General features: G+C 62.5%; 26 protein-coding genes and 5 tRNA genes. 24 read left to right on the top strand and 7 right to left on the bottom strand.

The features are described 5' to 3' along the window. The first annotated feature begins 88 nt into the window (after positions 1-88). The 5 genes from minC (at position 89) to mtgA (ending at position 3,193) form a co-directional block, all read left to right on the top strand. Positions 89-805 (top strand): septum site-determining protein MinC, encoded by a 717-nt coding sequence (minC, locus tag AACQ43_RS11950; RefSeq protein WP_049049454.1) that lies wholly within the window; start codon positions 89-91, stop codon positions 803-805. An 18-nt stretch (positions 806-823) separates the two neighbouring features. Further along, entirely contained in the window at positions 824-1,636 is an 813-nt protein-coding gene (gene minD, locus AACQ43_RS11945) for a septum site-determining protein MinD (protein WP_011705992.1), read from the top strand. A 2-nt stretch (positions 1,637-1,638) separates the two neighbouring features. Continuing rightward, the gene (gene minE / locus AACQ43_RS11940) at positions 1,639-1,905 is read left to right on the top strand and encodes a cell division topological specificity factor MinE (RefSeq protein WP_011705991.1); all 267 of its coding nucleotides are present in this window, start codon (positions 1,639-1,641) and stop codon (positions 1,903-1,905) included. A gap of 188 nt (positions 1,906-2,093) precedes the next feature. Then, entirely contained in the window at positions 2,094-2,420 is a 327-nt protein-coding gene (locus AACQ43_RS11935; protein ID WP_016350836.1) for an HI1450 family dsDNA-mimic protein, read from the top strand. Between the two features lie 65 nt (positions 2,421-2,485). After that, entirely contained in the window at positions 2,486-3,193 is a 708-nt protein-coding gene (gene mtgA, locus AACQ43_RS11930) for a monofunctional biosynthetic peptidoglycan transglycosylase (protein ID WP_011705989.1), read from the top strand. A gap of 18 nt (positions 3,194-3,211) precedes the next feature. On the opposite strand, the gene AACQ43_RS11925 is transcribed toward mtgA, so the two are convergent. Beyond that, positions 3,212-3,346: a hypothetical protein gene (locus AACQ43_RS11925; RefSeq protein ID WP_256681954.1), complete on the bottom strand. Its 135-nt coding sequence runs from the start codon at positions 3,344-3,346 to the stop codon at positions 3,212-3,214. A gap of 145 nt (positions 3,347-3,491) precedes the next feature. Between AACQ43_RS11925 and AACQ43_RS11920 the strand changes: the two genes are divergently transcribed. Continuing rightward, positions 3,492-3,815 carry an HI1450 family dsDNA-mimic protein gene (locus AACQ43_RS11920; protein ID WP_016350838.1) on the top strand — a complete coding sequence of 108 codons (324 nt, stop codon included), beginning with the start codon at positions 3,492-3,494 and terminating at the stop codon, positions 3,813-3,815. 41 nt (positions 3,816-3,856) lie between these two features. Here the strand turns inward: AACQ43_RS11920 and AACQ43_RS11915 are convergent, their stop codons facing one another. Both AACQ43_RS11915 and AACQ43_RS11910 read right to left on the bottom strand, forming a co-directional pair. Further along, complete coding sequence (locus AACQ43_RS11915; protein ID WP_016350839.1) at positions 3,857-4,168, bottom strand: DUF1289 domain-containing protein; 312 nt, start codon at positions 4,166-4,168, stop codon at positions 3,857-3,859. Then, complete coding sequence (locus AACQ43_RS11910; protein WP_039214397.1) at positions 4,169-5,041, bottom strand: CvfB family protein; 873 nt, start codon at positions 5,039-5,041, stop codon at positions 4,169-4,171. Between the two features lie 212 nt (positions 5,042-5,253). On the opposite strand from AACQ43_RS11910, the gene AACQ43_RS11905 reads away from it, so the two are divergent. From AACQ43_RS11905 to AACQ43_RS11890, 4 genes are all read left to right on the top strand, one after another. Then, the gene (locus AACQ43_RS11905) at positions 5,254-6,468 is read left to right on the top strand and encodes a UPF0149 family protein (RefSeq protein WP_168967407.1); all 1,215 of its coding nucleotides are present in this window, start codon (positions 5,254-5,256) and stop codon (positions 6,466-6,468) included. 169 nt (positions 6,469-6,637) lie between these two features. Next, positions 6,638-7,108, top strand: a complete 471-nt coding sequence (locus tag AACQ43_RS11900) for a MarR family winged helix-turn-helix transcriptional regulator (RefSeq protein WP_016350842.1) — start codon at positions 6,638-6,640, stop codon at positions 7,106-7,108. Then, positions 7,105-7,293, top strand: coding sequence for a DUF4250 domain-containing protein (locus AACQ43_RS11895; RefSeq protein WP_029300766.1), 189 nt, complete (start codon positions 7,105-7,107; stop codon positions 7,291-7,293). The genes AACQ43_RS11900 and AACQ43_RS11895 overlap by 4 nt, the downstream gene beginning before the upstream one ends. A gap of 163 nt (positions 7,294-7,456) precedes the next feature. Next, positions 7,457-7,636, top strand: a complete 180-nt coding sequence (locus AACQ43_RS11890; protein ID WP_017408281.1) for a hypothetical protein — start codon at positions 7,457-7,459, stop codon at positions 7,634-7,636. A gap of 98 nt (positions 7,637-7,734) precedes the next feature. On the opposite strand, the gene AACQ43_RS11885 is transcribed toward AACQ43_RS11890, so the two are convergent. Continuing rightward, the gene (locus tag AACQ43_RS11885; protein ID WP_029300765.1) at positions 7,735-8,322 is read right to left on the bottom strand and encodes an FMN-dependent NADH-azoreductase; all 588 of its coding nucleotides are present in this window, start codon (positions 8,320-8,322) and stop codon (positions 7,735-7,737) included. A 225-nt stretch (positions 8,323-8,547) separates the two neighbouring features. Between AACQ43_RS11885 and AACQ43_RS11880 the strand changes: the two genes are divergently transcribed. From AACQ43_RS11880 to AACQ43_RS11865, 4 genes are all read left to right on the top strand, one after another. Next, entirely contained in the window at positions 8,548-9,438 is an 891-nt protein-coding gene (locus AACQ43_RS11880; protein ID WP_050490255.1) for a DMT family transporter, read from the top strand. 85 nt (positions 9,439-9,523) lie between these two features. After that, a complete protein-coding gene (gene purT / locus AACQ43_RS11875) occupies positions 9,524-10,702 on the top strand; it encodes a formate-dependent phosphoribosylglycinamide formyltransferase (protein WP_168967405.1) in 1,179 nt (392 codons plus the stop codon). A gap of 128 nt (positions 10,703-10,830) precedes the next feature. After that, positions 10,831-11,490 (top strand): hexitol phosphatase HxpB, encoded by a 660-nt coding sequence (hxpB, locus tag AACQ43_RS11870; protein ID WP_029300762.1) that lies wholly within the window; start codon positions 10,831-10,833, stop codon positions 11,488-11,490. Between the two features lie 138 nt (positions 11,491-11,628). Then, positions 11,629-11,832: a CPXCG motif-containing cysteine-rich protein gene (locus AACQ43_RS11865; protein WP_005301298.1), complete on the top strand. Its 204-nt coding sequence runs from the start codon at positions 11,629-11,631 to the stop codon at positions 11,830-11,832. 94 nt (positions 11,833-11,926) lie between these two features. Here AACQ43_RS11865 and AACQ43_RS11860 read toward each other — a convergent pair whose 3' ends face one another. Beyond that, on the bottom strand, positions 11,927-12,544 hold the full coding sequence (locus AACQ43_RS11860) for a riboflavin synthase subunit alpha (RefSeq protein ID WP_168967404.1): 618 nt from the start codon (positions 12,542-12,544) through the stop codon (positions 11,927-11,929). Between the two features lie 130 nt (positions 12,545-12,674). Between AACQ43_RS11860 and AACQ43_RS11855 the strand changes: the two genes are divergently transcribed. The 7 genes from AACQ43_RS11855 (at position 12,675) to AACQ43_RS11825 (ending at position 15,076) form a co-directional block, all read left to right on the top strand. Continuing rightward, positions 12,675-12,881 (top strand): YaeP family protein, encoded by a 207-nt coding sequence (locus AACQ43_RS11855; protein ID WP_005301307.1) that lies wholly within the window; start codon positions 12,675-12,677, stop codon positions 12,879-12,881. A gap of 146 nt (positions 12,882-13,027) precedes the next feature. After that, positions 13,028-14,407, top strand: a complete 1,380-nt coding sequence (locus AACQ43_RS11850; protein WP_049049435.1) for an MATE family efflux transporter — start codon at positions 13,028-13,030, stop codon at positions 14,405-14,407. A 160-nt stretch (positions 14,408-14,567) separates the two neighbouring features. After that, positions 14,568-14,644 (top strand) — tRNA-Val (locus tag AACQ43_RS11845). Between the two features lie 12 nt (positions 14,645-14,656). Further along, a tRNA-Val gene (locus AACQ43_RS11840) sits at positions 14,657-14,733 on the top strand. A 17-nt stretch (positions 14,734-14,750) separates the two neighbouring features. Continuing rightward, a tRNA-Val gene (locus tag AACQ43_RS11835) sits at positions 14,751-14,827 on the top strand. A gap of 58 nt (positions 14,828-14,885) precedes the next feature. Continuing rightward, a tRNA-Val gene (locus tag AACQ43_RS11830) sits at positions 14,886-14,962 on the top strand. Between the two features lie 37 nt (positions 14,963-14,999). Further along, a tRNA-Val gene (locus AACQ43_RS11825) sits at positions 15,000-15,076 on the top strand. Between the two features lie 132 nt (positions 15,077-15,208). On the opposite strand, the gene AACQ43_RS11820 is transcribed toward AACQ43_RS11825, so the two are convergent. Then, positions 15,209-17,638, bottom strand: a complete 2,430-nt coding sequence (locus AACQ43_RS11820) for a DNA polymerase II (RefSeq protein WP_168967403.1) — start codon at positions 17,636-17,638, stop codon at positions 15,209-15,211. Between the two features lie 205 nt (positions 17,639-17,843). On the opposite strand from AACQ43_RS11820, the gene AACQ43_RS11815 reads away from it, so the two are divergent. The 3 genes from AACQ43_RS11815 to AACQ43_RS11805 all read left to right on the top strand — a co-directional run bounded on the left by AACQ43_RS11815 (position 17,844) and on the right by AACQ43_RS11805 (position 20,318). Continuing rightward, a complete protein-coding gene (locus tag AACQ43_RS11815; protein WP_211162537.1) occupies positions 17,844-18,338 on the top strand; it encodes a prolyl-tRNA synthetase associated domain-containing protein in 495 nt (164 codons plus the stop codon). Positions 18,339-18,546: 208 nt separating this feature from the next. Continuing rightward, on the top strand, positions 18,547-19,785 hold the full coding sequence (locus AACQ43_RS11810) for a GGDEF domain-containing protein (protein ID WP_168967401.1): 1,239 nt from the start codon (positions 18,547-18,549) through the stop codon (positions 19,783-19,785). Further along, positions 19,785-20,318 carry a GNAT family N-acetyltransferase gene (locus AACQ43_RS11805; protein ID WP_168967400.1) on the top strand — a complete coding sequence of 178 codons (534 nt, stop codon included), beginning with the start codon at positions 19,785-19,787 and terminating at the stop codon, positions 20,316-20,318. The genes AACQ43_RS11810 and AACQ43_RS11805 overlap by 1 nt, the downstream gene beginning before the upstream one ends. A 52-nt stretch (positions 20,319-20,370) precedes the next feature. Here the strand turns inward: AACQ43_RS11805 and AACQ43_RS11800 are convergent, their stop codons facing one another. Continuing rightward, positions 20,371-21,231, bottom strand: a complete 861-nt coding sequence (locus AACQ43_RS11800; RefSeq protein ID WP_168967396.1) for a PA4780 family RIO1-like protein kinase — start codon at positions 21,229-21,231, stop codon at positions 20,371-20,373. Positions 21,232-21,319: the final 88 nt, after the last annotated feature.

The raw sequence follows: 21,319 nt of genomic DNA, 5'->3' as shown, positions 1-21,319 counted from the left end.
CCGGTTTATTGCCTCTGAGGATGGCAAACTATAACATCGGGAATTGAATAACAATAACGGATTACCGTCTCTGTCTCGGGGAAGATTCATGGTTGAGCGCGATAACGAATTGAAAGGGACCACCTTCACTATTTCTGTGTTGCATATCAGCGATGGCAAACCTGAGCGGATCCGCCAGTTGCTGGCGGCCAAAGTGGCTCAGGCGCCCCAGTTTTTTAATTGTGCCCCCCTCGTCATCAATGTGGAACGGCTCACCGATATCCCTGACTTCGAACAGCTCAAGGAGCTGGTGGAATCGGAAGACTTCGTGCTGGTCGGGATCACGGGGGCTCAGAGCGAGGCGATGAAGACGGCGGCCAAGGCGGCCGGACTGGCGGTGATGGCCTCCGGCAAGAGCCGCAAGGCCGAGCCGCAACCCCAGCCAGAGCCAGCCCCGGCCCCCATCGTCGAGGTAAAAGCCGTGCCGGCTCCGCTGGTAGCGAGCAAGGTACATGTGGGCCCGGTGCGATCCGGCCAGCAGCTCTATGCCGCCGGCACTTCGCTGGTGGTGCTGGGATCGGTCAGTCCGGGCGCCGAAGTGATCGCCGATGACAGTATTCATATTTATGGCACTCTGCGCGGCAGGGCCATTGCCGGTGCCAAGGGTAACCCCCAGGCACGGATCTATTGCCAGCAATTGCAGGCCGAGCTGCTCTCCATCGCAGGCACATTTCAGCTGAGCGATGCATTGCCTGCCGGCCTCATCCAGCAGCCGGTTCATGTCCGGCTGGATAACGAACAACTCCGTATAGACCGTATCAAATAGAGTTACAAGGAAGCGAGAATGGCGCGAATCATAGTCGTTACATCGGGTAAAGGTGGCGTTGGCAAGACCACAACCAGCGCGGCCCTGAGTACCGGTTTAGCCCAGCGTGGCCACAAGACCGTGGTCATCGATTTTGACATTGGTCTGAGAAATCTGGATCTCATCATGGGCTGCGAACGGCGCGTGGTGTATGACTTCGTCAACGTCATCAATGGCGAGGCCAACCTCAACCAGGCCCTCATCAAGGACAAGCGCTGCGAAAACCTGTTCATCCTGCCCGCCTCCCAGACCCGGGACAAGGACGCCCTCACCCGTGAAGGGGTCGAGAAGATCCTGGATCAGCTGACCGAGATGAAGTTCGACTACATCGTCTGCGACTCTCCGGCTGGGATCGAAGCGGGTGCCCTGATGGCGCTCTACTTCGCCGACGAGGCCATCGTCACCACCAACCCGGAAGTCTCGTCGGTGCGCGACTCGGACCGTATCCTCGGCATCCTGGCCTCCAAGTCCCGCCGCGCCGAGCGTGGCGAAGACCCGATCAAGGAACACTTGCTGCTCACCCGCTACTGCCCGACTCGCGTCAACCGTGGCGACATGCTGAGCGTGCAGGACGTGCAGGAGATCCTGGCCATCAAACTGCTCGGGGTGATCCCGGAGTCCCAGGCGGTGCTGCGTGCCTCCAACTCGGGGGAACCCGTCATCCTGGACAAGGAGTCCGATGCTGGTCAGGCCTATGAGGATGCCGTTGCCCGTCTGCTGGGCGACACCAAGGATTTTCGTTTTCTGGAAGAAGAAAAGAAGGGCTTCTTTAGCCGACTGTTCGGGAGTTAAGCATGTCATTATTGGATTATTTTCGTTCCAACAAGAAACAGAGCACCGCACAACTGGCCAAGGAGCGGTTGCAGATCATCGTGGCTCACGAGCGTTCATCCAGAGGGGGGCCGGATTACCTGCCCCAGCTCAAGCAGGATATCCTCGATGTGATCCGCAAATATGTGCAGATCGACCCTGACAAGATCACGGTCCAGCTGGACAAGAAGAGTGATGAGTTGTCCGTGTTGGAGCTCAACATCACCTTCGCCGATGACAAGAAGGGATGAGCTGACGCCCTATGCGTGACCCCTTCCCCCAATGAAGACCGGATCCTGTGCCAGGATCCGGTTTTTTATTGCCACGGCGCCGCCAGCCGTACTCGCCAAGCAAGCAGGGGCCAGCTAGAATACCGCGCGCCACCGCCCGGCCTTGCCGACGGGGTTTTTCTTTTATTTTCAGCTGGAACAGACCGCTTATGTCTTTGAACGACGAAATGCACAGCGTCGAGGAACTGCTCGACACCGCTCTGGAACTCTTCATGGAGCTGGCCTCCGACAACCTGCCGGAGCAGGAGATTGCCCGCTTCAATCAGGAGTTCAACGATCGCGGCCTGCTGGCGGAAACCGATCCGGCCGATGACTGGGAAGCGGACGTGGGATTCGAAGTCAGCGACGCCGACTATGCCGAAGTCTGGATCGGGCTTGGCAACGAACAGGAAGAGTACGAGCACCTGTTCGCCCGCATGCTGCTCTCCCGCCGTGTTGACGAGAAGTTCTGCCACATCGAATGGCTGCCCCAATAATTCCGGATCCCGATGATCCCAGCCACTACGTCTGGGAGCCAGAGCCAGAACCGGAGCCCGACCCCGTGCGTCCCGCCCTCGCCAGACGCCTGCTGAGCGGGCTCGGCAAACTGCTGCTGGCGGCGCTGCTCAGCACCATCGTCTCGGTGGCATTGCTGCGTTTCATCGATCCGCCCATGTGGACCTGGCGCCTCGAGCGGGCGCTGTTTCCACCGGCCAAGGTAGCCGAGGTGAAGCACGACTGGGTGCCGCTCGAGCAGATCTCCCGCGAGCTGCAACTGGCGGTGATCGCCGCCGAGGATCAACGCTTTGCCGAGCACAACGGCTTCGACATGGATGCCATCAGCTCGGCGCTCAAGCACAATCAGCACAGCGAGCGGGTGCGCGGCGCCAGTACCCTCAGCCAGCAGACCGCCAAGAATCTCTTCATGTGGAGCGATCGCAGCTTCCTGCGCAAGGGGATCGAGGCCTGGTTCACCCTGCTGATGGAGCTGGGCTGGGACAAGTCCCGCATTCTCGAGATGTACCTGAATATCGTGGAGTTCGGGCCCGGCATCTACGGCGCCGAGGCGGCTGCCAGGCACTACTTCGGCAAACCGGCCGCCCGCCTGACCCGCTACGAAGCCTCCCTGCTGGCCGCCGCCCTGCCCAATCCCTGGCGCTACCGGGTCAAGCCTCCTTCACCCTACGTCCAGCAGCGCTCGGCCTGGATCCGCCGTCAGATGGGCCAGCTGGGTCAGATCACCCTCAACAAGGTGCATCAGGCCGATTGACGAGCTGGCCGCCAAGGCTCAACTGCCGGCGGCCGGATCGTCTGCCGGCGGGCCCAGATGGCCGCCGATGGTGCCCCGATGCAGCGGCAGATAGTGCCACCACCAGGCCTCTCGCCGCCGTTTGATCTGCTGTCGTCTTGTCCGTCGTTTCATGGCACCTCTCCCTTGCCCTCGCCCCCTTCAACCATACCCCTTTGCCTGCGCCCTTGCCCAGACCCGGCGCACCATGGCCACTGGTCTGGCCGCCACCGCCAATAATTGCTACAGTAGCGAACCTCGATGTATCTGGAGTGATTTCATGGAACAGCGTACCCCGGATCAACTGGTCGAATGGGCCTATGATCAGTTTCTTGAGCAGGCCGCAGACATGCTGGCCCCCGAACAAATCGTCGACATCACCCTGGAGTTCGAACAGCGTGGCGCCGTCGAGGCGACCCTGCCCAACGCCGACTGGTCAGCCGAACTCGGTGTGCCGGTCGACATGGAGCGCTGGGTCGAGGTGTGGGTCGGCTTGCTGGATCATCAGGAGGAGTTTGAGGTGATTTTTGCCACCTTCCTGCTGCCCCGCCATCTCAATGAGCACGATGTCCATGTGCGCTGGCACCGCCAGCAACAGGCATGAAAAAGGCGCCCTCGGCGCCTTTCTCTTTTCTGCAGAGCCCCTCAGGGGCGGGCCGCAATGGCCTTGACCAGACAGCGGCGGCACCAGCAGGCGCTGGCCTCCCCCATGGGCAGGGCCGGCAACTGGCTGCACCAGCACTCGGCAATGGTGGCGCCGGCTGACACGGCGCAAAAGGCCGGTTCACCGCAGCCGGGGCAGCGGTGGGTGCTGGTTGAGCCGTCCAGCTGCGCCATCACAGCCAGCTGGGCGTCACTGTCCATGGCGGACCAGCGACCTATCTCGGTCAGGGTACGGCCGCAGCCAAGGCAGAGGCCATCCTTTGCCTGGCAATGGCCAATGCAGGGGCTCGGCACTTATTCGCCATCCGGCGCGTTATCGGCAGCCACGAGCGTGATGCAGTTGTCCTCAAGCACAATCTTGCCCTGCTTGTAGAGGCCGCCGATGGCCTTCTTGAAGGTGCCCTTGCTCATGCCGAGCAGCTTGTAGATGAGCTCGGGTTCGCTCTTGTCACCCACCGCCAGGCTGCCGCCCTGCTTCTTGAGGCGGGCCAGGATCAGCTCGCCGGCATCGTCCATCCGCGCCATGCCCGGCTTTTGCAGGGTCAGGTCCAGCTTGCCGTCGTCACGCACCTGCTTGACCCAGGCGGTCAGCGGCCGGCCCGTGGTGACCCGGCCGAACACCTCGTTCTTGAACAGCATGCCGGCGTATTCGCCGTTGACGATCGCCTTGATGCCGAGCGGCGTGCGCTCGCCGGGCAGGGCAGTCACTTCGTCACCCGCCTTGAAGGGGGGCTTGTCGGTGCGCAGGAAGCGCTCGAGGCGGCTGGTGCCCACCATGCGGCCCTCGTGATCGAGCATCAGCCGCACCAGATAGACGTGGCCTACCTGCATCGGTTTGTTCTGCTCACGGGTCGGCACGAACAGATCCTTCTTCATGCCCCAGTCGAGGAAGGCGCCAATCTTGTTGGCATTGACCACCTTGAGGCCGACGATGTCGTCCACCATGGCAAACGGCTTGTCGGTAGTGATCACCGGCTCGCAGTCGGCATCCAGATAGAGGAAGACCTTGACCTCACTGCCCTCGGCCACCCCTTCCGGCAGTTGGCGTTTGGGCAGCAGCAGCTCGCCATATTCGTCGGCCGCAAGCCAGGCGCCGCGCTCTTCGAGCTCGACTACGGTAAGGGTGTTCATCTTGCCAATCTGTAGCATGGTGTTCTCTTCTTTCATTGTCCGGATGGCCAATCTTTCATTGTCCGTATGGGCGCGCATGTTACCCCAAGAGCGGTAACAGGGCCTAGTCCCTTGCCCTCTTCGCGGGTGATTTTCAGGGCCTTTTGGCAGCGTCACGGCGATATAATCGCCAGTCAGCCGCCCTTTAGCTGCAAATAACCCCACTTTTGGGTAGACTTCGCCGCTGTCAAAATCCAGAGGAACTGTCGATGAATCCATCCACTCGTACCCGTCATCTCAATCAATGGATCCAGACCCACAGTGGGCAGGACATGACCTACCCGGCGCTGCACGGCTTTTTGTGCGCTCGCCTGGTAGGGCCGGATGCCCCTGACTGGCAGGCCCCGCTGGCCGGTCTGTTGCCCCATGACGCCGAGCTGGATGAGAAGAGCCGCGACGCGCTGCACCATCTGATCGCCGAGCTGGAAACCCAGGCCGATGAGGCCCAGCTCGCCCTGCCGAGCCAGTGCCGCCTCTCCACCGAAAGTCCGGAGCAGGTCTTCGAGCAGACTCACCCGCTCGGTCAGTGGTGCTACGGCTTCAGCCAGGGCTTTGCCACCTGGCCCAAGCCCAAGGATCTGAACGACCCGACCACCCAGTACCGCTTCAGCCTGGCCGCCGAGCTGAGCCTGTTTCGCGACAAACCCATGGCCCAGATGCTGCACTCGGCCGCCGGCAGCGACCTCCCCTTCATGGAGTTCTGCAAGCGCCAGCGCCAGAACATGAAAACCGCCCTCAACCAGCTGCTGCAACTGGACGAGTATCAGGCCGTGCCGAGCACGGAGCAGGCGCTGGACAGCCAGCAGGCCGAGCAGTGGCAGCAGTGGTTCGAACTGGCCGACGCCAGTCGCGATCCGCACAGCCGCCTCGGCTGGTTCGACAAGGTGATCGCCGACGCCGAGCCGCTGTTCGACGCCGCCTTCTGGCAGCAGATTGCCGGCCATGGCTGGAGTGCCCACGAGGCGCGCCCGCTGCTGGCCGCCCGGGCCGGGCGGGCCGACTGCCTGCTGCGTCTCGGCCAGCTGGAACAGGCGCGCAGCGAATATCTGGCGCTGCTCGAGCTGTGCGTGGCCGACGAGCTGGGTTGCCGCTATCCCCTCTCCACCCTCTATGCCCTGCAAGGGGACTGGCAGGCGCTGCAGGCATTGCTGGTGCGCTTTGATGAAGCCTCCAGCTGGCTGCTCTACAACAAGGCGCTGATGACGTTCGTCTGCGCGGGGGCCGAGGCTGCGCAGCCGCTGCTGAGCGCCGCCATCAAGGCCAACGCACATGTGCCGGCCTGTCTGCTGGGCCAGCGCAAGCTGCCCAAACAGGAGCCCCAGAGCTGGCAGGCGGGCAGTCGCGACGAAGCGGCGCTCTACACCCTGCAAAGCCGCGAGGCCTGGCTCAAGCACAACGCCTTGATCTGGCTGCGCAAAGGCTGAGCCCGCAGCCACAAAACCAGCCTCGAACAGACCCGGTTGCGGCGGAGGACGTGCGCAACCGCACATTTCTCTGGTGCATGTTCAGACAAACGGCCTTGTGTTACGTATCATCAAGGCCAAAGTATCAAGAGAAACTGCACCCGATGCAGCCGTCACAGCAGGATGTCATATGTCAAAGATCATAGAGCTGCTTGCCCACTATCCCCCCTATCAGCTGGTTCACGCCGCCGAGATGGTGCGCGACACCTTTGAGCAGTTTTACCAGCAGCGCTATCAGCTGACGGTGCCCCAATGGCGCCTGATGATGGTGCTCGGCCCCAACTACCCCATCAGCCAGAAAGAGCTGGTCGAGGCGAGCGGGATGGACAAGGTGCGGATCTCCCGCGAAATTCACCGGCTGGTGGAAAAAGGGATCCTGTTCACCGAGAGCAGCGAACACGACAAGCGGGTCAGTCTGGTCTCCTTCACCCAGGCGGGGCTCACCCTGTTCCAGCAGCTCAAGACCGAAGCGGGCAGCTGGCAGCACACCCTCACCGACTACCTGCCGGCCGAGGCGCGTCAATCCATTCGTCTGCACCTGCAAAGCGTCAGCGACGCCATCGAACAACTTCACCTGCTGGATAGCGAGCGACCCTCATGAACCTGAACAACTTTGCCACCATGGACGTCAACATGCTGCTGAGCCTGGTCAACATGCAGCTGCGTGATCGCTTCGATGATCTCGATGATCTCTGCAAGTCGCAGGATCTAGACAAGGAAGCGCTGGTCGCCAGACTGGCCAGCGGCGATTTCCACTATCAGGAAGATCAGAAGCAGTTCAGATAGGGATCCGGATCACAACCCGGCCCATGCCGCTGGCTCCGGCGGCAAAAGCTGCTATGGTGATGGCTACCCCGGTCAACTGACCTGCGGCAAGAGGTATGGATACATCTTGCTGTCACAGACCGCGGTTAGCCTTCTACTCACCAGCCGCAGCCAAGGATGACCCATGATGTTCCTGACCCGCCCAACCAGCCTGATCACCCTCTGTGCCCTGCTGATGATCAGCCTCTTCTCACCGCGCCTGCCCGACAGCGCCGAGCAGTGGCTCACCACCCTGCTGCTGGGCTCTCTGGTGGCGGTCTGCCTGATGGTCGGCAGCGGCTGTCGCCGCTTTCTGCGGGATTGACCTGTCCGGCCCCAGTGGCCATGCAAGGCCCCAAAATAGACAACGCAGCCCGAGGGCTGCGTTGTCGCTTTCTGACGCCTGGCACATTGCCATCTTGATCAGAGTGCCAGGGTCTCCAGCTGACCTTTGGCCTGCTCGATGCCCTTGGCCTGGGCATCCGGGCCCATACCCATGCCTTCGGCGTAGATGAAGTCCACGTCCTTGATGCCGATGAAGCCCAGCACGGTACGCATGTAGGGGGTCACCAGATCGGTGGCGCTGCCGACGTGCATGCCGCCGCGGGGGCTGATCACCAGGGCGCGGGTGTTTTCCACCAGGCCGACCGGACCGGTTTCAGTGTAACGGAAGGTGACGCCGGCGCGGGCCACCAGATCGATCCAGTTTTTCAGCTGGGTCGGGATGTTGAAGTTGTACATGGGGGCCGCAATCACCACCAGATCGCTCGCCTTCAATTCGGCGATCAGCTCGTCAGACTGTGCCAGCACGGCCAGCTGACGCTCATTGAGGCTCTCACCACCGCGCAGGCCAGAAGCCAGCTCGCCATCCAGCACCGGCAGGTTCAGGGCCGCCAGATCACGCACGGTGACGGTGTCGGACGGATGGTCGGCCAGAAAGCCGTCGATCAGGGCGTTGGATTGGGAATATTGGCCCAGGATGCTGGACTTGAGTACGAGGATATTGGCCATGGTGAAACTCCATTTGGTTGTCGGTTGAACAGCGGTGCTGTTGATGGAGGTCACTCTAAACATTGGGCTTCTATACAGATAGCGAAAATAGATGCTCAACTTATTCAAAATATTTGATGTTAGCTCACTCTCTCGCCAGCCACCGCTCCCCCACCCCGCCAAGGCTTGGCAGAACAAACGATTGCCGTTATGATCCGCCGCACTTTTTTCAGCGTTCCGGATCCCATGACACCCTCGCGCAGGCACTCTCCCTTTGCCGGTGCAGTCTGGATGATGGTAGCGGGCCTCTGCTTCGCCGCCGTCAACAGCCTGAGCCAGTATGTCAGCTTCAAGCTCGGCCTTCCTTCGACCCAGGTCGCCTTCCATCAATATCTGATTGCCCTGGTCTGCCTGCTGCCCTGGCTCATTCGTCACGGTCTGCGCCAGTCGCTGATGACCAACCAGCTGCGGCTGCACCTGCTGCGGGTCGCTCTCGCGGTGGTCGGCATCCAGTTCTGGCTGTGGGCGCTGGCGGTGCCCGTTCCCATCTGGCAGGGCATCGCACTGCTGATGACCTCGCCGCTGTTCGCCACCCTGGGGTCGGCGCTCTTTCTCAAAGAGCAGGTGAGCCGGGCCCGCATTCTGGCAACCCTGGCCGGTTTTGTCGGCGCCATGCTGATCCTGGCCCCCTGGACCGACGATTTCAGCTGGGCCTCCCTGCTGCCGGTGGCGGCCGCCCTGTTCTGGGCCGGCTACTCCTTGCTGGTGCGCTATCAGGCGGCGAGCGAGTCGTCCCACACCATCGTCGTCTACCTGCTCATCTTCAGCACCCCGTTCAACGCCATGCTGGCCCTGCCGGAGTGGCAGTGGCCGAGCGAAATCCAGTGGCTGCTGGTAGCTGCCTCCGGCGTACTCTCGGCACTGGCCCAGATGTCCATCGCCCGCGCCTACAGCGTGGCCGAGGCCTCGTTCGTGCAACCCTTTGATTTTGCCAAGCTGCCGATGAACGTGCTGGCCGGCTGGCTGGTGTTTGGCTGGGCGCCGCCCGGCCGATTGTGGCTCGGGGCCGCCATCATCATCGGCGCCATCACCCTGCTCACCCATCTGGAGCAGCGCGCCCACAAATCCGTTTCCTGAGGTACGCCATGCGTGCCTCTTTTTTTGCCCGCTATTCGCGCAATAGCGGCCATCAACCATCACTCACGACATCAGGAGAGATCACATGTTTGGAACCGCTACCCGCCCCGGCGCCACCCGCGCCCTGCTGCTCGGCTCCGGCGAACTTGGCAAGGAGGTCGCCATCGAGCTGCAACGCTTCGGTATCGAGGTGATCGCCGCCGACCGCTATGCCGATGCCCCCGCCATGCAGGTGGCGCACAGCGCCCATGTGCTGGACATGCTGGACGGCGCCGCCCTGCGCGCCCTGGTCAACGAGGTCAAACCGGATCTGATCATTCCCGAGCTTGAAGCCATCGCCACCAATACCTTGGCCGCCCTGGAGCAGGAGGGGGTCAAGGTGGTGCCAAACGCCCGCGCCACCCAGCTCACCATGAACCGGGAGGGGATCCGCCGACTCGCCGCCGAGACGCTGGGCCTGCCCACCTCCCCCTACCACTTTGCCCAGAGCAAGGAGGAGTTCGTCGCCGCCGTTGACACCATCGGCCTGCCCTGCGTGGTGAAGCCGGTGATGAGCTCGTCCGGCAAGGGCCAGAGCGTGCTGCGTGACCTCGCCAAGCTCGACGAGAGCTGGACCTATGCCCAGGAGGGCGGTCGCGCCGGTCGCGGCAAGGTGATCGTCGAGGGTTTTGTCCCCTTCGAGTACGAGATCACCCTGCTCACGGTACGTGCCGTCGACGGCATCCACTTCTGTCAGCCCATCGGCCATCGGCAGGAGGATGGCGACTACCGCGAATCCTGGCAGCCGCAAGCCATGAGCGAACTGGCGCTGGCCCGCTCCAAAGAGGTAGCAGCCAAGGTGGTTGAGGCGCTGGGCGGCTACGGCCTGTTCGGGGTCGAGCTCTTCATCAGGGGTGACGAGGTGTGGTTCAGCGAAGTCTCGCCGCGCCCCCACGACACCGGCATGGTGACCCTGATCTCTCAGGATCTCTCCGAGTTCGCCCTGCACGTGCGCGCCATTCTGGGGCTGCCCATCGGCACCATCACCCAGTACGGACCGAGCGCCTCCGCCGTGGTGCTGCGCGAAGGTCACAGCCAGGACATCCGCTATCAGGGGATTGGCGAAGCATTGGCCCTGGTACCGGGTGCCCAGCTGCGTCTGTTTGGCAAGCCGGAGATCGCCGGTCGCCGCCGGCTCGGCGTGGCGCTGGCCCGGGCTGAAGATTGCCTCACCGCCGTCGAGCAGGCCAAAGCCGTGGCCGCCAGGGTGGACGTGCTCTTCTGACCACTGTTTTTTGTCTCGCACAAACAAACGTTTGCCTGCGTGATCCGGCGCAAGGGGCATGGCAATGCCCCTTTTGCATTGAGGCGCCTCGCTTATAATCCCCCCTTCACCTATGTCAGGAGTACAAGATGTTAACTGCCGTGATCTTCGATATGGATGGTGTTCTGATCGACTCGGAACCCTTTTGGCAACGGGCCCAGATGGCCGTGTTCTCCGAGCTGGGTCACCCCCACACGGTGGAAGATTGCGAATCGACCATCGGCGTGCGCATCGATCAGCTGGTCGCCCACTGGTATCGACTGCGCCCTTGGAGCGGCCCCAGCCAGGAAGAGGTGGTACAGCGCATCCTGGATCGGGTCAATGCGCTGATCCTCTCCGAAGGTCAGGCCAAGGCCGGCGTGCTGGAAGCGCTCGATCTCATCGAGGCGCAAGGCCTTAAAATCGGTCTGGCCACCTCCTCCCCCTTCGCCATGGTGGAAGCGGTGCTCGGCAAGCTCGGTATTCGCGATCGCTTCTTGGCGGTTCACTCCGCCGAGGTGGAGCGCTTCGGCAAGCCGCACCCGGATGTCTATATCCACGCCGCCGAGAAGCTGGGAGTGGAGCCGGTGCATTGCCTGGCCATCGAAGACAGCTTCACCGGCCTGCTGGCGGCCAAGGCGGCCTCCATGAAGGCGCTGATCGTACCTGACCCCGCGCTGGTGGGCGATCCCCGCCTGGCCATTGCCGATCACCAGCTCTTCTCCCTGAGCGAGCTGGATGCCGAGATGCTGGCCAACTGGGTCAAGTAAACAGCACGCAGGTGCTGCCGGAGTGACCTCCTGCCTCCCTTGACCCCGGTCATAAACGTGCGCTTGCTCGCGGTCAGGACAGTGCGAACCAACTAGAATCAGGGGAGAGAGGCGGCCCACGGGCCCGAGGAGGTCATCATGATCGAGTACACCAGCAAGCGCATCGTCTGCCCCCACTGTGGCCATCATACCCGGGTCGAGCTGGATGCCAGCCAGGGGGATCAGGAGTTCTACGAGGATTGCATGGCCTGCTGCAACCCCATCCACCTGCGACTGCACCGGGATGAGGCGCGCGACTGCCTGCAACTGTTTGTGGACGCAGACGATGAACAGATGTTCTGACTGCGAGTGAACCCACCCACAAGATCGCCAAGGGTCTGCATGACGCAGGCCCTTATTCTATGGCAAATGGCCGGGGGCACATTGGTTGGTCAACTTATCCCGGCTGACGGGCTGCCAATACCCGCTCCACCGTGTCGACGATGGCCTGAGTCTGAGGATCAATCTCGATGTTGGTGTGCCAGCCGGCTTTGACCCAACCCAGGTTGGTGCGGGCCAGCGTCTCAGGAATGAGATTGACGCAGAACTCGTTGCCGCGCACCTCACCCACAGTCAGGCTGATACCATCGATACCGATGTAACCCTTGGTCAGCACGTATTTCATAAGCGTTGGGACGAGGCGATACCACACCTGCCGGTTGTTGGGGGTGTCGATGACCGAGACGACCTGCGCGATGCCCATGATGTGGCCGGACATGGCGTGGCCGCCAATCTCGTCGCCAAAGCGGGCGGCCCGCTCCACGTTGACCTTGTCCCCCGGCTGCAGCTGGCCGAGGTTGGTGAGGCGCAGGGTCTCCTGCATCAGATCGAAGCTGACCAGCTCCCCCTCGACCCGGGTGACGGTCAGGCAGCAGCCGTTGTGGGCCACGGAGGCGCCCAGCGCCAGCCCCTCGCCCCAGGCCGGGCTCGGCATGCGGATCACGTGGGTACGAAAGTTGGGCAGCTCGTCGATGGCCACCAGTTCGGCGGTCCCCTGTACTATGCCGGTGAACATGTCTCGTCTCCTGCTACGAAAAAAGGCAGGGTAACCTCGCAACACGACCCAGACAAGCGCAACCGCTGACAAGCAGGCGGCCGATCGCTATAGTGACGGCATTCAAACCAGCGCTGACAAGGAAATAAAAATGCAGGTATATCAATGCTGTGAGGCCATTCGCATCGCCTACAACCAGATTGGCTCCGGGGAGCAGGGCTATGTGCCGCAAGCCATTGCCGCCACCATCAGGGCGCTCAACGCCGTGGCATCGGACGAGCGGGTGCCGGCAGATCTGCGCGAACAGGCCGCCTACGCCGCCGCCAACCTGCTGATCAGCGATCATGAGGACGCCTGATCCGGCCCTTGCGCCAAACGTTTCGTCCCGGATGAATTTCAGGCTAGAATGACCCCCCCGCACTTTGCATTCCCGTTTCGGGAGTGCAAAGGCCCTTCCCGCTACCCGCTCTTTTTACGCTTTATCTGATCCACTCGGAGGTGTCAGTGCAACGTTATTGGTCCGAGGCGAGGCAACTCGTTCGTCTAGCCAGTCCCATTCTGGTGGCCCAGGTGGCCCAGGTCGCCATGAGCTTCGTCGATACCGTGATGGCGGGCCAGGTCAGCGCCGTGGATCTCGCGGCGGTGTCGGTGGCCTCCAGTTTCTGGCTGCCGATCATCTTGCTGACCCAGGGCATCATCATGGCCCTCACCCCCATCGTTTCCCAGCTCAACGGGGCCCGCAAGCGGGACGAGGTACGTCCCGCCGTGCATCAGGGCTTCTGGCTGGCGCTGATGGTGATCCCGATCGCCATGCTGGCGCTCTATTTCAGCCCGTTGGCGCTGCAGCTCATGGACGTGGATCCGGTGATGGCCGCCAAGACCACCGGCTTTTTGCACGCCATCATGTGGGGCCTGCCCGCTTTCGTGATGTTCCAGGTGCTGCGCAACTTCAGCGAAGGGCTCTCCCACACCATGCCAACCATGGTGATCGGCTTCGTGGGGCTGGCGGTCAATATTCCCGCCAACTACATCTTCATCCACGGCCACCTCGGCATGCCGAAACTGGGCGGGGTCGGTTGCGGCGTGGCTACCGCCATCGTGCTGTGGGCCATGCTGCTGGCGATGATCGTCTATGTGAAGCTCTCCTCCCACTTCAAGGAGATCAACCTGTTCTCCCGGCTCGCGCGCCCCAACGGCAGCCGGATCTGGCGCCTGTTCCGGTTGGGCTTTCCCATCGCCATGGCCATCTTCTGCGAGGTGACCCTGTTCACCGTGGTGGCCCTGATGCTGGCCCCCTTCGGTGCAGAGACGGTGGCGAGCCACCAGATAGCCCTCAACTTCTCCAGCCTGGTGTTTATGCTGCCCTTGTCGATTGGGGTGGGTGTCACCATCCGGGTCGGCCACAGCATCGGCGAGGGTCAGCCCGCGCACGCCCGTGTCGCCGCCCGCACCGGCCTGATGCTGGGCATGGCGGTGGCTGCCGGTACCGCCGCCCTCACCGTGCTGCTGCGCGAACATATCGCCAGTATCTACACCGACGACCTGCAGGTGATCACCCTCGCGGCCATACTGCTGTTCTTCGCCGCCATCTATCAGATCTCCGACTCGGTGCAGGTAGTGGCCGCAGCCGCTCTGCGCGGTTACAAGGATACCAAGGCGATCTTCTACGTCACCATCGTCGCCTACTGGGGCCTCGGACTACCCACCGGCATGATCCTGGGCCTGACCGACTGGGTGGTGCCACGCATGGGGCCGCAGGGCTTCTGGATCGGTTTCATCGTCGGTCTGACCGGCGCCGCCCTGATGCTGGGAGCCCGGCTGCGCTACATCTATGGCCGCTTTGCCAGCCCGGAGGCCTGCAGCGCCCTCTCCAAGGCTCAATAGGGCAAACTCGCCTGCAAAATCAACAGGCTGCGCAAGAACTGGGCAAACAGTCTGCTTTGTGCGTGCGGCCTGTTGACAGCCTTGGGGGGCATGGGTAGTATGCCGACCACGCCAGCAGTGCTGGTGTGGTGAAACGGGTTTCTGACCCGGTTTGCAAAGTGGGTTTATAGCTCAGTTGGTTAGAGCACTACCTTGACATGGTAGGGGTCGTTGGTTCGAATCCAATTAAACCCACCACTTTTCCGTGATGCGTCCTTAGCTCAGCTGGTTAGAGCACCACCTTGACATGGTGGGGGTCGGTGGTTCGAATCCACTAGGACGCACCATCATGGAAACCTGTTATGCGTCCTTAGCTCAGCTGGTTAGAGCATCACCTTGACATGGTGGGGGTCGGTGGTTCGAATCCACTAGGACGCACCATAACAGTTTGAATAAGTTGCAGGAATTGAGTGTGAGCTGATGGCTCAAGCACAGATGTGGGTTTATAGCTCAGTTGGTTAGAGCACTACCTTGACATGGTAGGGGTCGTTGGTTCGAATCCAATTAAACCCACCACTCCCCTGCAATCAGATAATGTCGCCTTGCGCACCCTGCGTCCTTAGCTCAGCTGGTTAGAGCATCACCTTGACATGGTGGGGGTCGGTGGTTCGAATCCACTAGGACGCACCAGATTAGAAAAGCCCGCTCCTCGAGCGGGCTTTTTGCATTTCCCTTTTCCTGCTTCTCGCGGCATCCTCACGGCCGAACCCGCCATACGCTCAACCGTGTCCGGCAGGTCAACCGCTCCCCTCTCCACGCCGCTCAGAAGAGATCGAGCTGCTGGCCGCAGATCCGCTCGAACGACTCGCCGATAAAGGGGAGGATCGCATCGGCAATGGGTTTGAGCTGCTTGTCGATGTAGTGCTCGTAGTCGATGGCACTGCGCCGGTACTCCAGCGGCTCGGGGCCATTGAGAGTCATCAGGTAGGCGATGGAGCCCCTGTGCTGGTAGCGCTGGGGCAGGCCGCGGCGCAAGTTCTCCTCGTCCGCCAGACGCGCCGCCCGCACATGGGGTGGCACGTTCTTCTGGTACTCCTCGAGTTTTTGGCGCAGCCGCTTGCGATAGACCAAGAGCTCGTCGTGCTGGCCGGCCCGGGTCTCGTCCACCATGGTGCGAACATAACCGCTGGGATCCTGGTCGTGAAACACCATTTCATAGAGGCGGGTCTGAAACGCCTTGGCAAGGGGCGTCCAGTCGGTGCGCACCGATTCGAGCCCCTTGAACACCAGCTGCTCCTCTTCACCTGCCTGATGGCTTGCTACCAACCCTGCATAGCGCTTCTTGCTCCCCTTCTCCAGCCCGCGAATGGTGGGCATCAAGAAGCGACGATAGTGGGTCTCGTACTGGATCTCCAGATAGCTCGGCAGGTTGAACTCGCGCTTGATCAGCGCAGCCCAGTTGTCGTTGATCATCTTCGCCAGCCGCCGGCCGATTTCGTCCGCCTGCTCGGGGCTGGCATCCCGCCCCAGGTGCACGAAGGTGGAGTCGGTGTCACCATAGATCACCTCGAAACCCTCCCCTTCGATCCACTCCCGGGTCTGCTGCATGATGCCGTGACCACGCAAGGTGATGGAGGAGGCAAGCCTTGGGTCGTAGAAGCGGCAGCCCCCTGAGCCCAATACCCCGTAGAAGGAGTTCATGATGATCTTGATGGCCTGGGAGAGCGCCTTGTTGCTGGCGGCTTTGGCCCGATCCCGCGCCGCCCACAGAGTGGCGATGAGATCCGGCAGGAAGTGGCGCTCGCGGGAGAACATGGCGCCGCGAAAGCCTGGAATGGCGTGGTCGGGATGCTGCAGCCCCTCGATGAGCCCCATGGGATCGATGCAGAAGGTGCGGATGATGCTGGGATAGAGGCTCTTGAAATCGAGCACCAGCACGTGGCGATAGAGGCCGGGTTTGGAGTCCATCACATAGCCGCCAGGGCTTGCCAGCCCGCCGTCGGCCGGTAGATTGGGCGCCACGTAGCCGCCGCGATGCAGCCGCGGCAGGTAGAGATTGGTAAACGCCGCCACCGAGCCCCCTACCCGGTCCAGCTCAAGGCCGGTGAGGGAGGCACGCTCGATGGCAAAGGGGATGAGGTGGCAGAAATCGAAGATCTCCCACACCAACCGGCAATCCTCCAGGTTGTAGCGAGCCAGCGCCTCCTTGTCGGAGTGGAACAGCTCGGTGATCTTCTCCCCCCGGTTGGCCACATCCTCGATATCCTTGCCGCGGCCGAGCAATTCGCTTGCCACCGCATCCAGGCTGTAGCTCGGGAACTGCCAGGTGGCGCTTTTGAGGGTGTCGATGCCATCCAGCACCATGCGCCCGGGAATGATGACGCTGCCGCTCTGGGGGTCATTGCGCGATGATCGCCAGAAGCAGAGCTCGTGGCCGCGCCCAAGCCGCAGCCGCCGCTTGTTGAGCTCGGCGCGGCGCAGCAGCAGGCGAAAATCGAAGTTGACCACGTTCCAGCCGATGACCAGATCCGGGTCGTGCCGCACAAACCAGCGCTCCAGCGCACTCAGCAGGGCGCTCTCGTCCGCCACCCATTCGACCTGGGTCCCCCAGCTGTCGGCATCCGCCTCCGGCGTACCGATCATGATGACTCGCGCATCCTCTTCGCTATAGAGCCCCACCGAGAAGAGTGCCCCGTCCATGGCACACTCCACGTCCAGCGACACCCAGGAGAGGGTCGGCGTCACCGCCTGCGGTGCGCAGCGCGCCTCGTTCACCTCCCAGTAGCCGTGCTTGCCCCCTTTCTTGAGGGTGCGCCCCTCGAAGCGCACGCCGGCGGTGATGAAACGCTCCATCAGATAGCGCTCCGGCAGCCGGATATCCGCCTCGAAGTGCTCCAACCCGCGGATGAGCAGCAGCTCGATGGCGCGGTGAAAGGCGCTCAAGGTGGCAAAGTAGCAGCCCACAACGGCGCGGCCGTCGAAGGTGTGCATCGGCAGACGGCGAAACCGCCCGCTCACCCCCGCCCCCTTGAACAGCTCGGCGGCTTCCTCCATATGGCTTTGTGGCAGGAAGAAGACCGGCTCCTGCCCCGGCACTACCACCCGCACCGGCCCCTGTGCACTCCAGAGCCACATCACGATCTCGGTGTGTTCGCCATGTCCGTTGCGACCACGCACATCCCGCCCGTGACGGGTCAGGATAAAGCCATCGAGTGGCAGAGTAACGGGGGGAACAGGCTGGATCTCGGTCATGCAGGCTACTGGGGTCAACGCTGGGATGGAACCATTGTACGTTCATACAGTGCTTTGCTGCAATCAGCACGCCCAGCCGCCATGGCCACGCAGGCTGCGAGTCACACCGCAAACTGGTAAGCTCGGGCAGACTGGCGGCGACTGCCGGTGGTGGCTTTATTCGCCACGCTTTTATCACCCACTCTTTACCCGACATCAGGAGGTCATGGTGGCGCTCTACTCTCTGCTGGATCAGCTGGCCATTCCCTATCAGCGCATCGATCACGCCCCCGTCTTCACCTGCGAGGAAGCCAGCCGGCTGCTGCCCGACCTGCCCGCCGCCAAGACCAAGAACCTCTTTTTGCGCGACCCGAAAAGCGAGCGGCTGTTTCTGGTGGTGACGCCGGAAGAGAGCCGGGTCGATCTCAAAGGTCTGGCTGCCGCCCTTGGGGTCAAGCGGCTGAGCTTTGGCTCGCCAGAGCGGCTGGAATCCGTGCTTGGCCTCACCCCGGGCTCGGTCACCCTGCTCGCCATGGTGCGCGACAGGGAAAAAGCGGTGGAACTGGTGGTGGATGAAACGATCTGGCAGGCCGAGCGGGTGCAGTGCCACCCGCTGGTCAATACCGCCACCCTGCTTATCCGCCTCGACGACGTGCGCCGCCTGCTGGCCCACCTCGGCCGGGAGACCACCGTCATGCGGCTGCCGGTCGTGAGCGACTGACCTAGAAATGAGGGAAGCATAGACACCCGGGCATCATGCCCCTTCCCTGATTAATCGAGTCAGCAGCCCTCTTGTAGCGGTTGTTGCCGCGATCGTGCCCGGATCACTTAAACCATTGCTCAGCTGCGCAATTCATGCTGTGATCCGGCCCAATTACCCGGCCCTGAGGTCGCTGCGCCGTTCCCGGCAGGAAGAGCCCACACCCTTGATGCAGAGTCTGTTTTCCTCGGCCCAGTTGCTGAGTCTGGTGTTGTTCGTCAGCCTGTCGCACATCGGGGTTGCGGCCATCTTCGCCTACCTGTGGCATACCCAGCGACCGCTGCGCTCCCTGCTCTACTGGTCGGCCAGCGAACTGGCCATCGCCGCCGCCTTTGGCTGCCTGCTGCTGCGAACCCTCACGGGGGATAGCTCTCTTGCCAATATCCTGCTTACCAACCTGCTGATCATCACCACCCCGCTACTTTATGAACGGGGGCTGCGCCATTTCTTTCGGCGCGAGGCCGACCGTTTCGGCTGGCTCTGCCCGCTTCTTGCCCTCGCCGGCTTCCTGCTCTTTGCAGTCACCGCCACACAGCTGCCGCAGGATGACATACACAGCCGGATCGTGGTGCTTTCCGGGGCCATCTCGCTGCAAATGTGCCTGCTGCTGTGGCAGCTCTGGCGCTATCAGCGGCTGGTGCCCGCCTACCGGGTGTTGCGCTTTGCCATCTTGCTGCTCGCGCTGCAACTGGCTTTGCAGCTTATCAGGATGGCCAAGCATCAGTGGTGGCCGGAGTCGGCCGCCTCCAGCCTGACCGATCCCCTGCTCGGCCCGGTGATCCTGCTCAGCCTGCTCTTTACCATCGCCCGCAGCTTCATTTTGCTGAGCCTGGTGCACACCCGCCAGCAGCAGGCACTGCTCGCCACCCAGCGCGAACTGGAGCGGCGCGCCAACCTGGATGCCCTGACCGGACTGGACAGCCGCCACCATTTCGAGCAGCAGCTGGCAGCGCGCACCTGTCGCAGTGCCCGCCCCTGGCAACTGCTGCTCATCGACCTGGACAACTTCAAACAGATCAACGACCGCCACGGTCACCCCGCCGGCGATGCCATGTTGCGGGCGGTGGGCCGGGTGATCCGGGAGAGCCTGCCGCCGGCGGGGCTGGCCGGCCGCCTTGGCGGCGACGAGCTGGCACTGCTGGTGATGGAGACATCGCAGACCCTGCCGGCCTGCTGCCAGACCCTGCAGCAGCGAGTCGCAGACGCCACCCGGCCGCTGGCCGGCGGCCCCATCAGCCTCAGCATCGGGCTGACCTCGCTGCAGCAGGGCGAGCGCTTCGAGCAGGCCTATCTGCGCGCGGATCGGGCACTCTATGCCGCCAAACAGGCCGGTCGCCAGCGCGCCTGCATCCAGGAGCCGCACCACAGCGAGCCCAGGCTGCTGTGGCCCCTGGCCACCCAGACCTGATGCGACCCCTCATCGAATGCCGGGCCGCTCGGCTGACCGATGCCCCCGCCTACCGCCGCTATGTGGCCGAGTGTGGCGCAGCCGGGTTGTCGCTCTATCAGGTGGCGCAATTCGACCCGGATCAGTGGCTGCAGTACCTGCTCGCCCATGCCGATGGGCTGCATCTGCCGCCGGGCTACCCACCCACCACCACCTATTTTGCCCTCGAAGGGGAAGAGATCCTCGCCACCTTGCGCCTGCGCCACGGCGACAACCCTGCTACCCACCAGTGGCTCGGCCATATCGGTTATGAGACTCGCCCCACCCGCCGGGGTGAAGGCGTCGCCCGCACCCTGCTCGGCTGGCTGCAGCGCCATGTGCTGAGCGAGCCCGTGCTCATCAGCTGTGACGAGGCAAATCCCGCCTCGCTCAAGGTCATTGCCGCCGCCGGCGGGCAATGGCTGGATCGCCGCTACCATGCTGGCGATCGCTGCTGGATCCGGTTTTACCGACTGGTCCCGGCCAAGGGGCCAGAGCTGAGTGGCAGACAATAAAAAAGAGCGCCATAGGCGCTCTTTTTTTCACTGACCAAGGCCACCAGCAAGATCAGTAGCTGTCTTCCTCTTCGGCCTTCATCCTGGCCTGACGGGCCAACGCCTCCTCCTGGGCGCTCTCGATCTCGTGCAATACAGAATCGAGATCCACCTGCTCGCGGCTCTCCTCGAACAAGCCAGTCAGCTCGCTGTCGGGGGTCAGTTTGCCATCTTCATACAGGGCCCACATCTCCCGGGCGTAGCGGGTCTTGAGCAGCTCGGGGGCATACATGCCGTAGTAGTTGCGCATGTTGTTGACGTCGCGCTCCAGCATGGCCTTGGCCTGGTTGTTGGCGGCGGCATCCACCACCTGGGGCAGGTCGATGATGACCGGGCCCTGTTCATCCACCAGCACGTTGAACTCGGAGAGATCGCCATGGATGAGGCCGGCACAGAGCATGCGCACCACGTAACGGATCACCTTGGCATGGTCGATGACCGCCTGTTCGGCAGAGAGCGCCACGTCGTTGAGACGGGGGGCGACATTGCCCTCTTCGTCGGTGATGAGCTCCATCAGCAGCACGCCATCGAGGCAGACATAGGGCCTGGGCACCCGCACTCCGGCCGCCGCCAGCTTGAACAGGGCATCGACTTCGGTGTTCTGCCACACCTCTTCGTGCTGCTTGCGACCGTATTTGGAGCCTTTCTCCATGGCGCGGGCATCGCGACTGCCGCGCACCTTGCGCCCTTCCTGATAGACCACGGCCTGCTTGAAGCTGCGCTTGGACGCCTCTTTATAGACTTTGGCGCAGCGGATCTCGTTGCCGCAGCGCACCACATAGACGTCGGCCTCTTTGCCGCTCATCAGCCGGCTGATGACGTCATCGACCAGGCCGTCATCAACCAGAGGTTGGATTCGATTTGGAATTTTCATGGCCGCCCTTTTACCCTATTTGCGCATCAGAAGATAGCCCCTCCCGGGCCACTTGCCTATCCCTGTTTCCTGACGGCGCCCGGCGTGC

The organism is Aeromonas sp. DNRA1 (assembly GCF_963888745.1).
GTDB classification, from domain to species: Bacteria; Pseudomonadota; Gammaproteobacteria; order Enterobacterales; family Aeromonadaceae; genus Aeromonas; species Aeromonas hydrophila.
This window is presented reverse-complemented; position numbering and strand designations above follow the sequence as displayed.

Coding starts and splice junctions, on each gene's coding strand:
- minC (WP_049049454.1), top strand. CDS start 89: ATGGTTGAGCGCGATAACGAATTGAAAGGGACCACCTTCACTATTTCT.
- minD (WP_011705992.1), top strand. CDS start 824: ATGGCGCGAATCATAGTCGTTACATCGGGTAAAGGTGGCGTTGGCAAG.
- minE (WP_011705991.1), top strand. CDS start 1,639: ATGTCATTATTGGATTATTTTCGTTCCAACAAGAAACAGAGCACCGCA.
- AACQ43_RS11935 (WP_016350836.1), top strand. CDS start 2,094: ATGTCTTTGAACGACGAAATGCACAGCGTCGAGGAACTGCTCGACACC.
- AACQ43_RS11925 (WP_256681954.1), bottom strand. CDS start 3,346: ATGAAACGACGGACAAGACGACAGCAGATCAAACGGCGGCGAGAGGCC.
- AACQ43_RS11920 (WP_016350838.1), top strand. CDS start 3,492: ATGGAACAGCGTACCCCGGATCAACTGGTCGAATGGGCCTATGATCAG.
- AACQ43_RS11910 (WP_039214397.1), bottom strand. CDS start 5,041: ATGAAAGAAGAGAACACCATGCTACAGATTGGCAAGATGAACACCCTT.
- AACQ43_RS11905 (WP_168967407.1), top strand. CDS start 5,254: ATGAATCCATCCACTCGTACCCGTCATCTCAATCAATGGATCCAGACC.
- AACQ43_RS11900 (WP_016350842.1), top strand. CDS start 6,638: ATGTCAAAGATCATAGAGCTGCTTGCCCACTATCCCCCCTATCAGCTG.
- AACQ43_RS11895 (WP_029300766.1), top strand. CDS start 7,105: ATGAACCTGAACAACTTTGCCACCATGGACGTCAACATGCTGCTGAGC.
- AACQ43_RS11890 (WP_017408281.1), top strand. CDS start 7,457: ATGATGTTCCTGACCCGCCCAACCAGCCTGATCACCCTCTGTGCCCTG.
- AACQ43_RS11885 (WP_029300765.1), bottom strand. CDS start 8,322: ATGGCCAATATCCTCGTACTCAAGTCCAGCATCCTGGGCCAATATTCC.
- AACQ43_RS11880 (WP_050490255.1), top strand. CDS start 8,548: ATGACACCCTCGCGCAGGCACTCTCCCTTTGCCGGTGCAGTCTGGATG.
- purT (WP_168967405.1), top strand. CDS start 9,524: ATGTTTGGAACCGCTACCCGCCCCGGCGCCACCCGCGCCCTGCTGCTC.
- hxpB (WP_029300762.1), top strand. CDS start 10,831: ATGTTAACTGCCGTGATCTTCGATATGGATGGTGTTCTGATCGACTCG.
- AACQ43_RS11865 (WP_005301298.1), top strand. CDS start 11,629: ATGATCGAGTACACCAGCAAGCGCATCGTCTGCCCCCACTGTGGCCAT.
- AACQ43_RS11860 (WP_168967404.1), bottom strand. CDS start 12,544: ATGTTCACCGGCATAGTACAGGGGACCGCCGAACTGGTGGCCATCGAC.
- AACQ43_RS11855 (WP_005301307.1), top strand. CDS start 12,675: ATGCAGGTATATCAATGCTGTGAGGCCATTCGCATCGCCTACAACCAG.
- AACQ43_RS11820 (WP_168967403.1), bottom strand. CDS start 17,638: ATGACCGAGATCCAGCCTGTTCCCCCCGTTACTCTGCCACTCGATGGC.
- AACQ43_RS11815 (WP_211162537.1), top strand. CDS start 17,844: ATGGTGGCGCTCTACTCTCTGCTGGATCAGCTGGCCATTCCCTATCAG.
- AACQ43_RS11810 (WP_168967401.1), top strand. CDS start 18,547: ATGCAGAGTCTGTTTTCCTCGGCCCAGTTGCTGAGTCTGGTGTTGTTC.
- AACQ43_RS11805 (WP_168967400.1), top strand. CDS start 19,785: ATGCGACCCCTCATCGAATGCCGGGCCGCTCGGCTGACCGATGCCCCC.
- AACQ43_RS11800 (WP_168967396.1), bottom strand. CDS start 21,231: ATGAAAATTCCAAATCGAATCCAACCTCTGGTTGATGACGGCCTGGTC.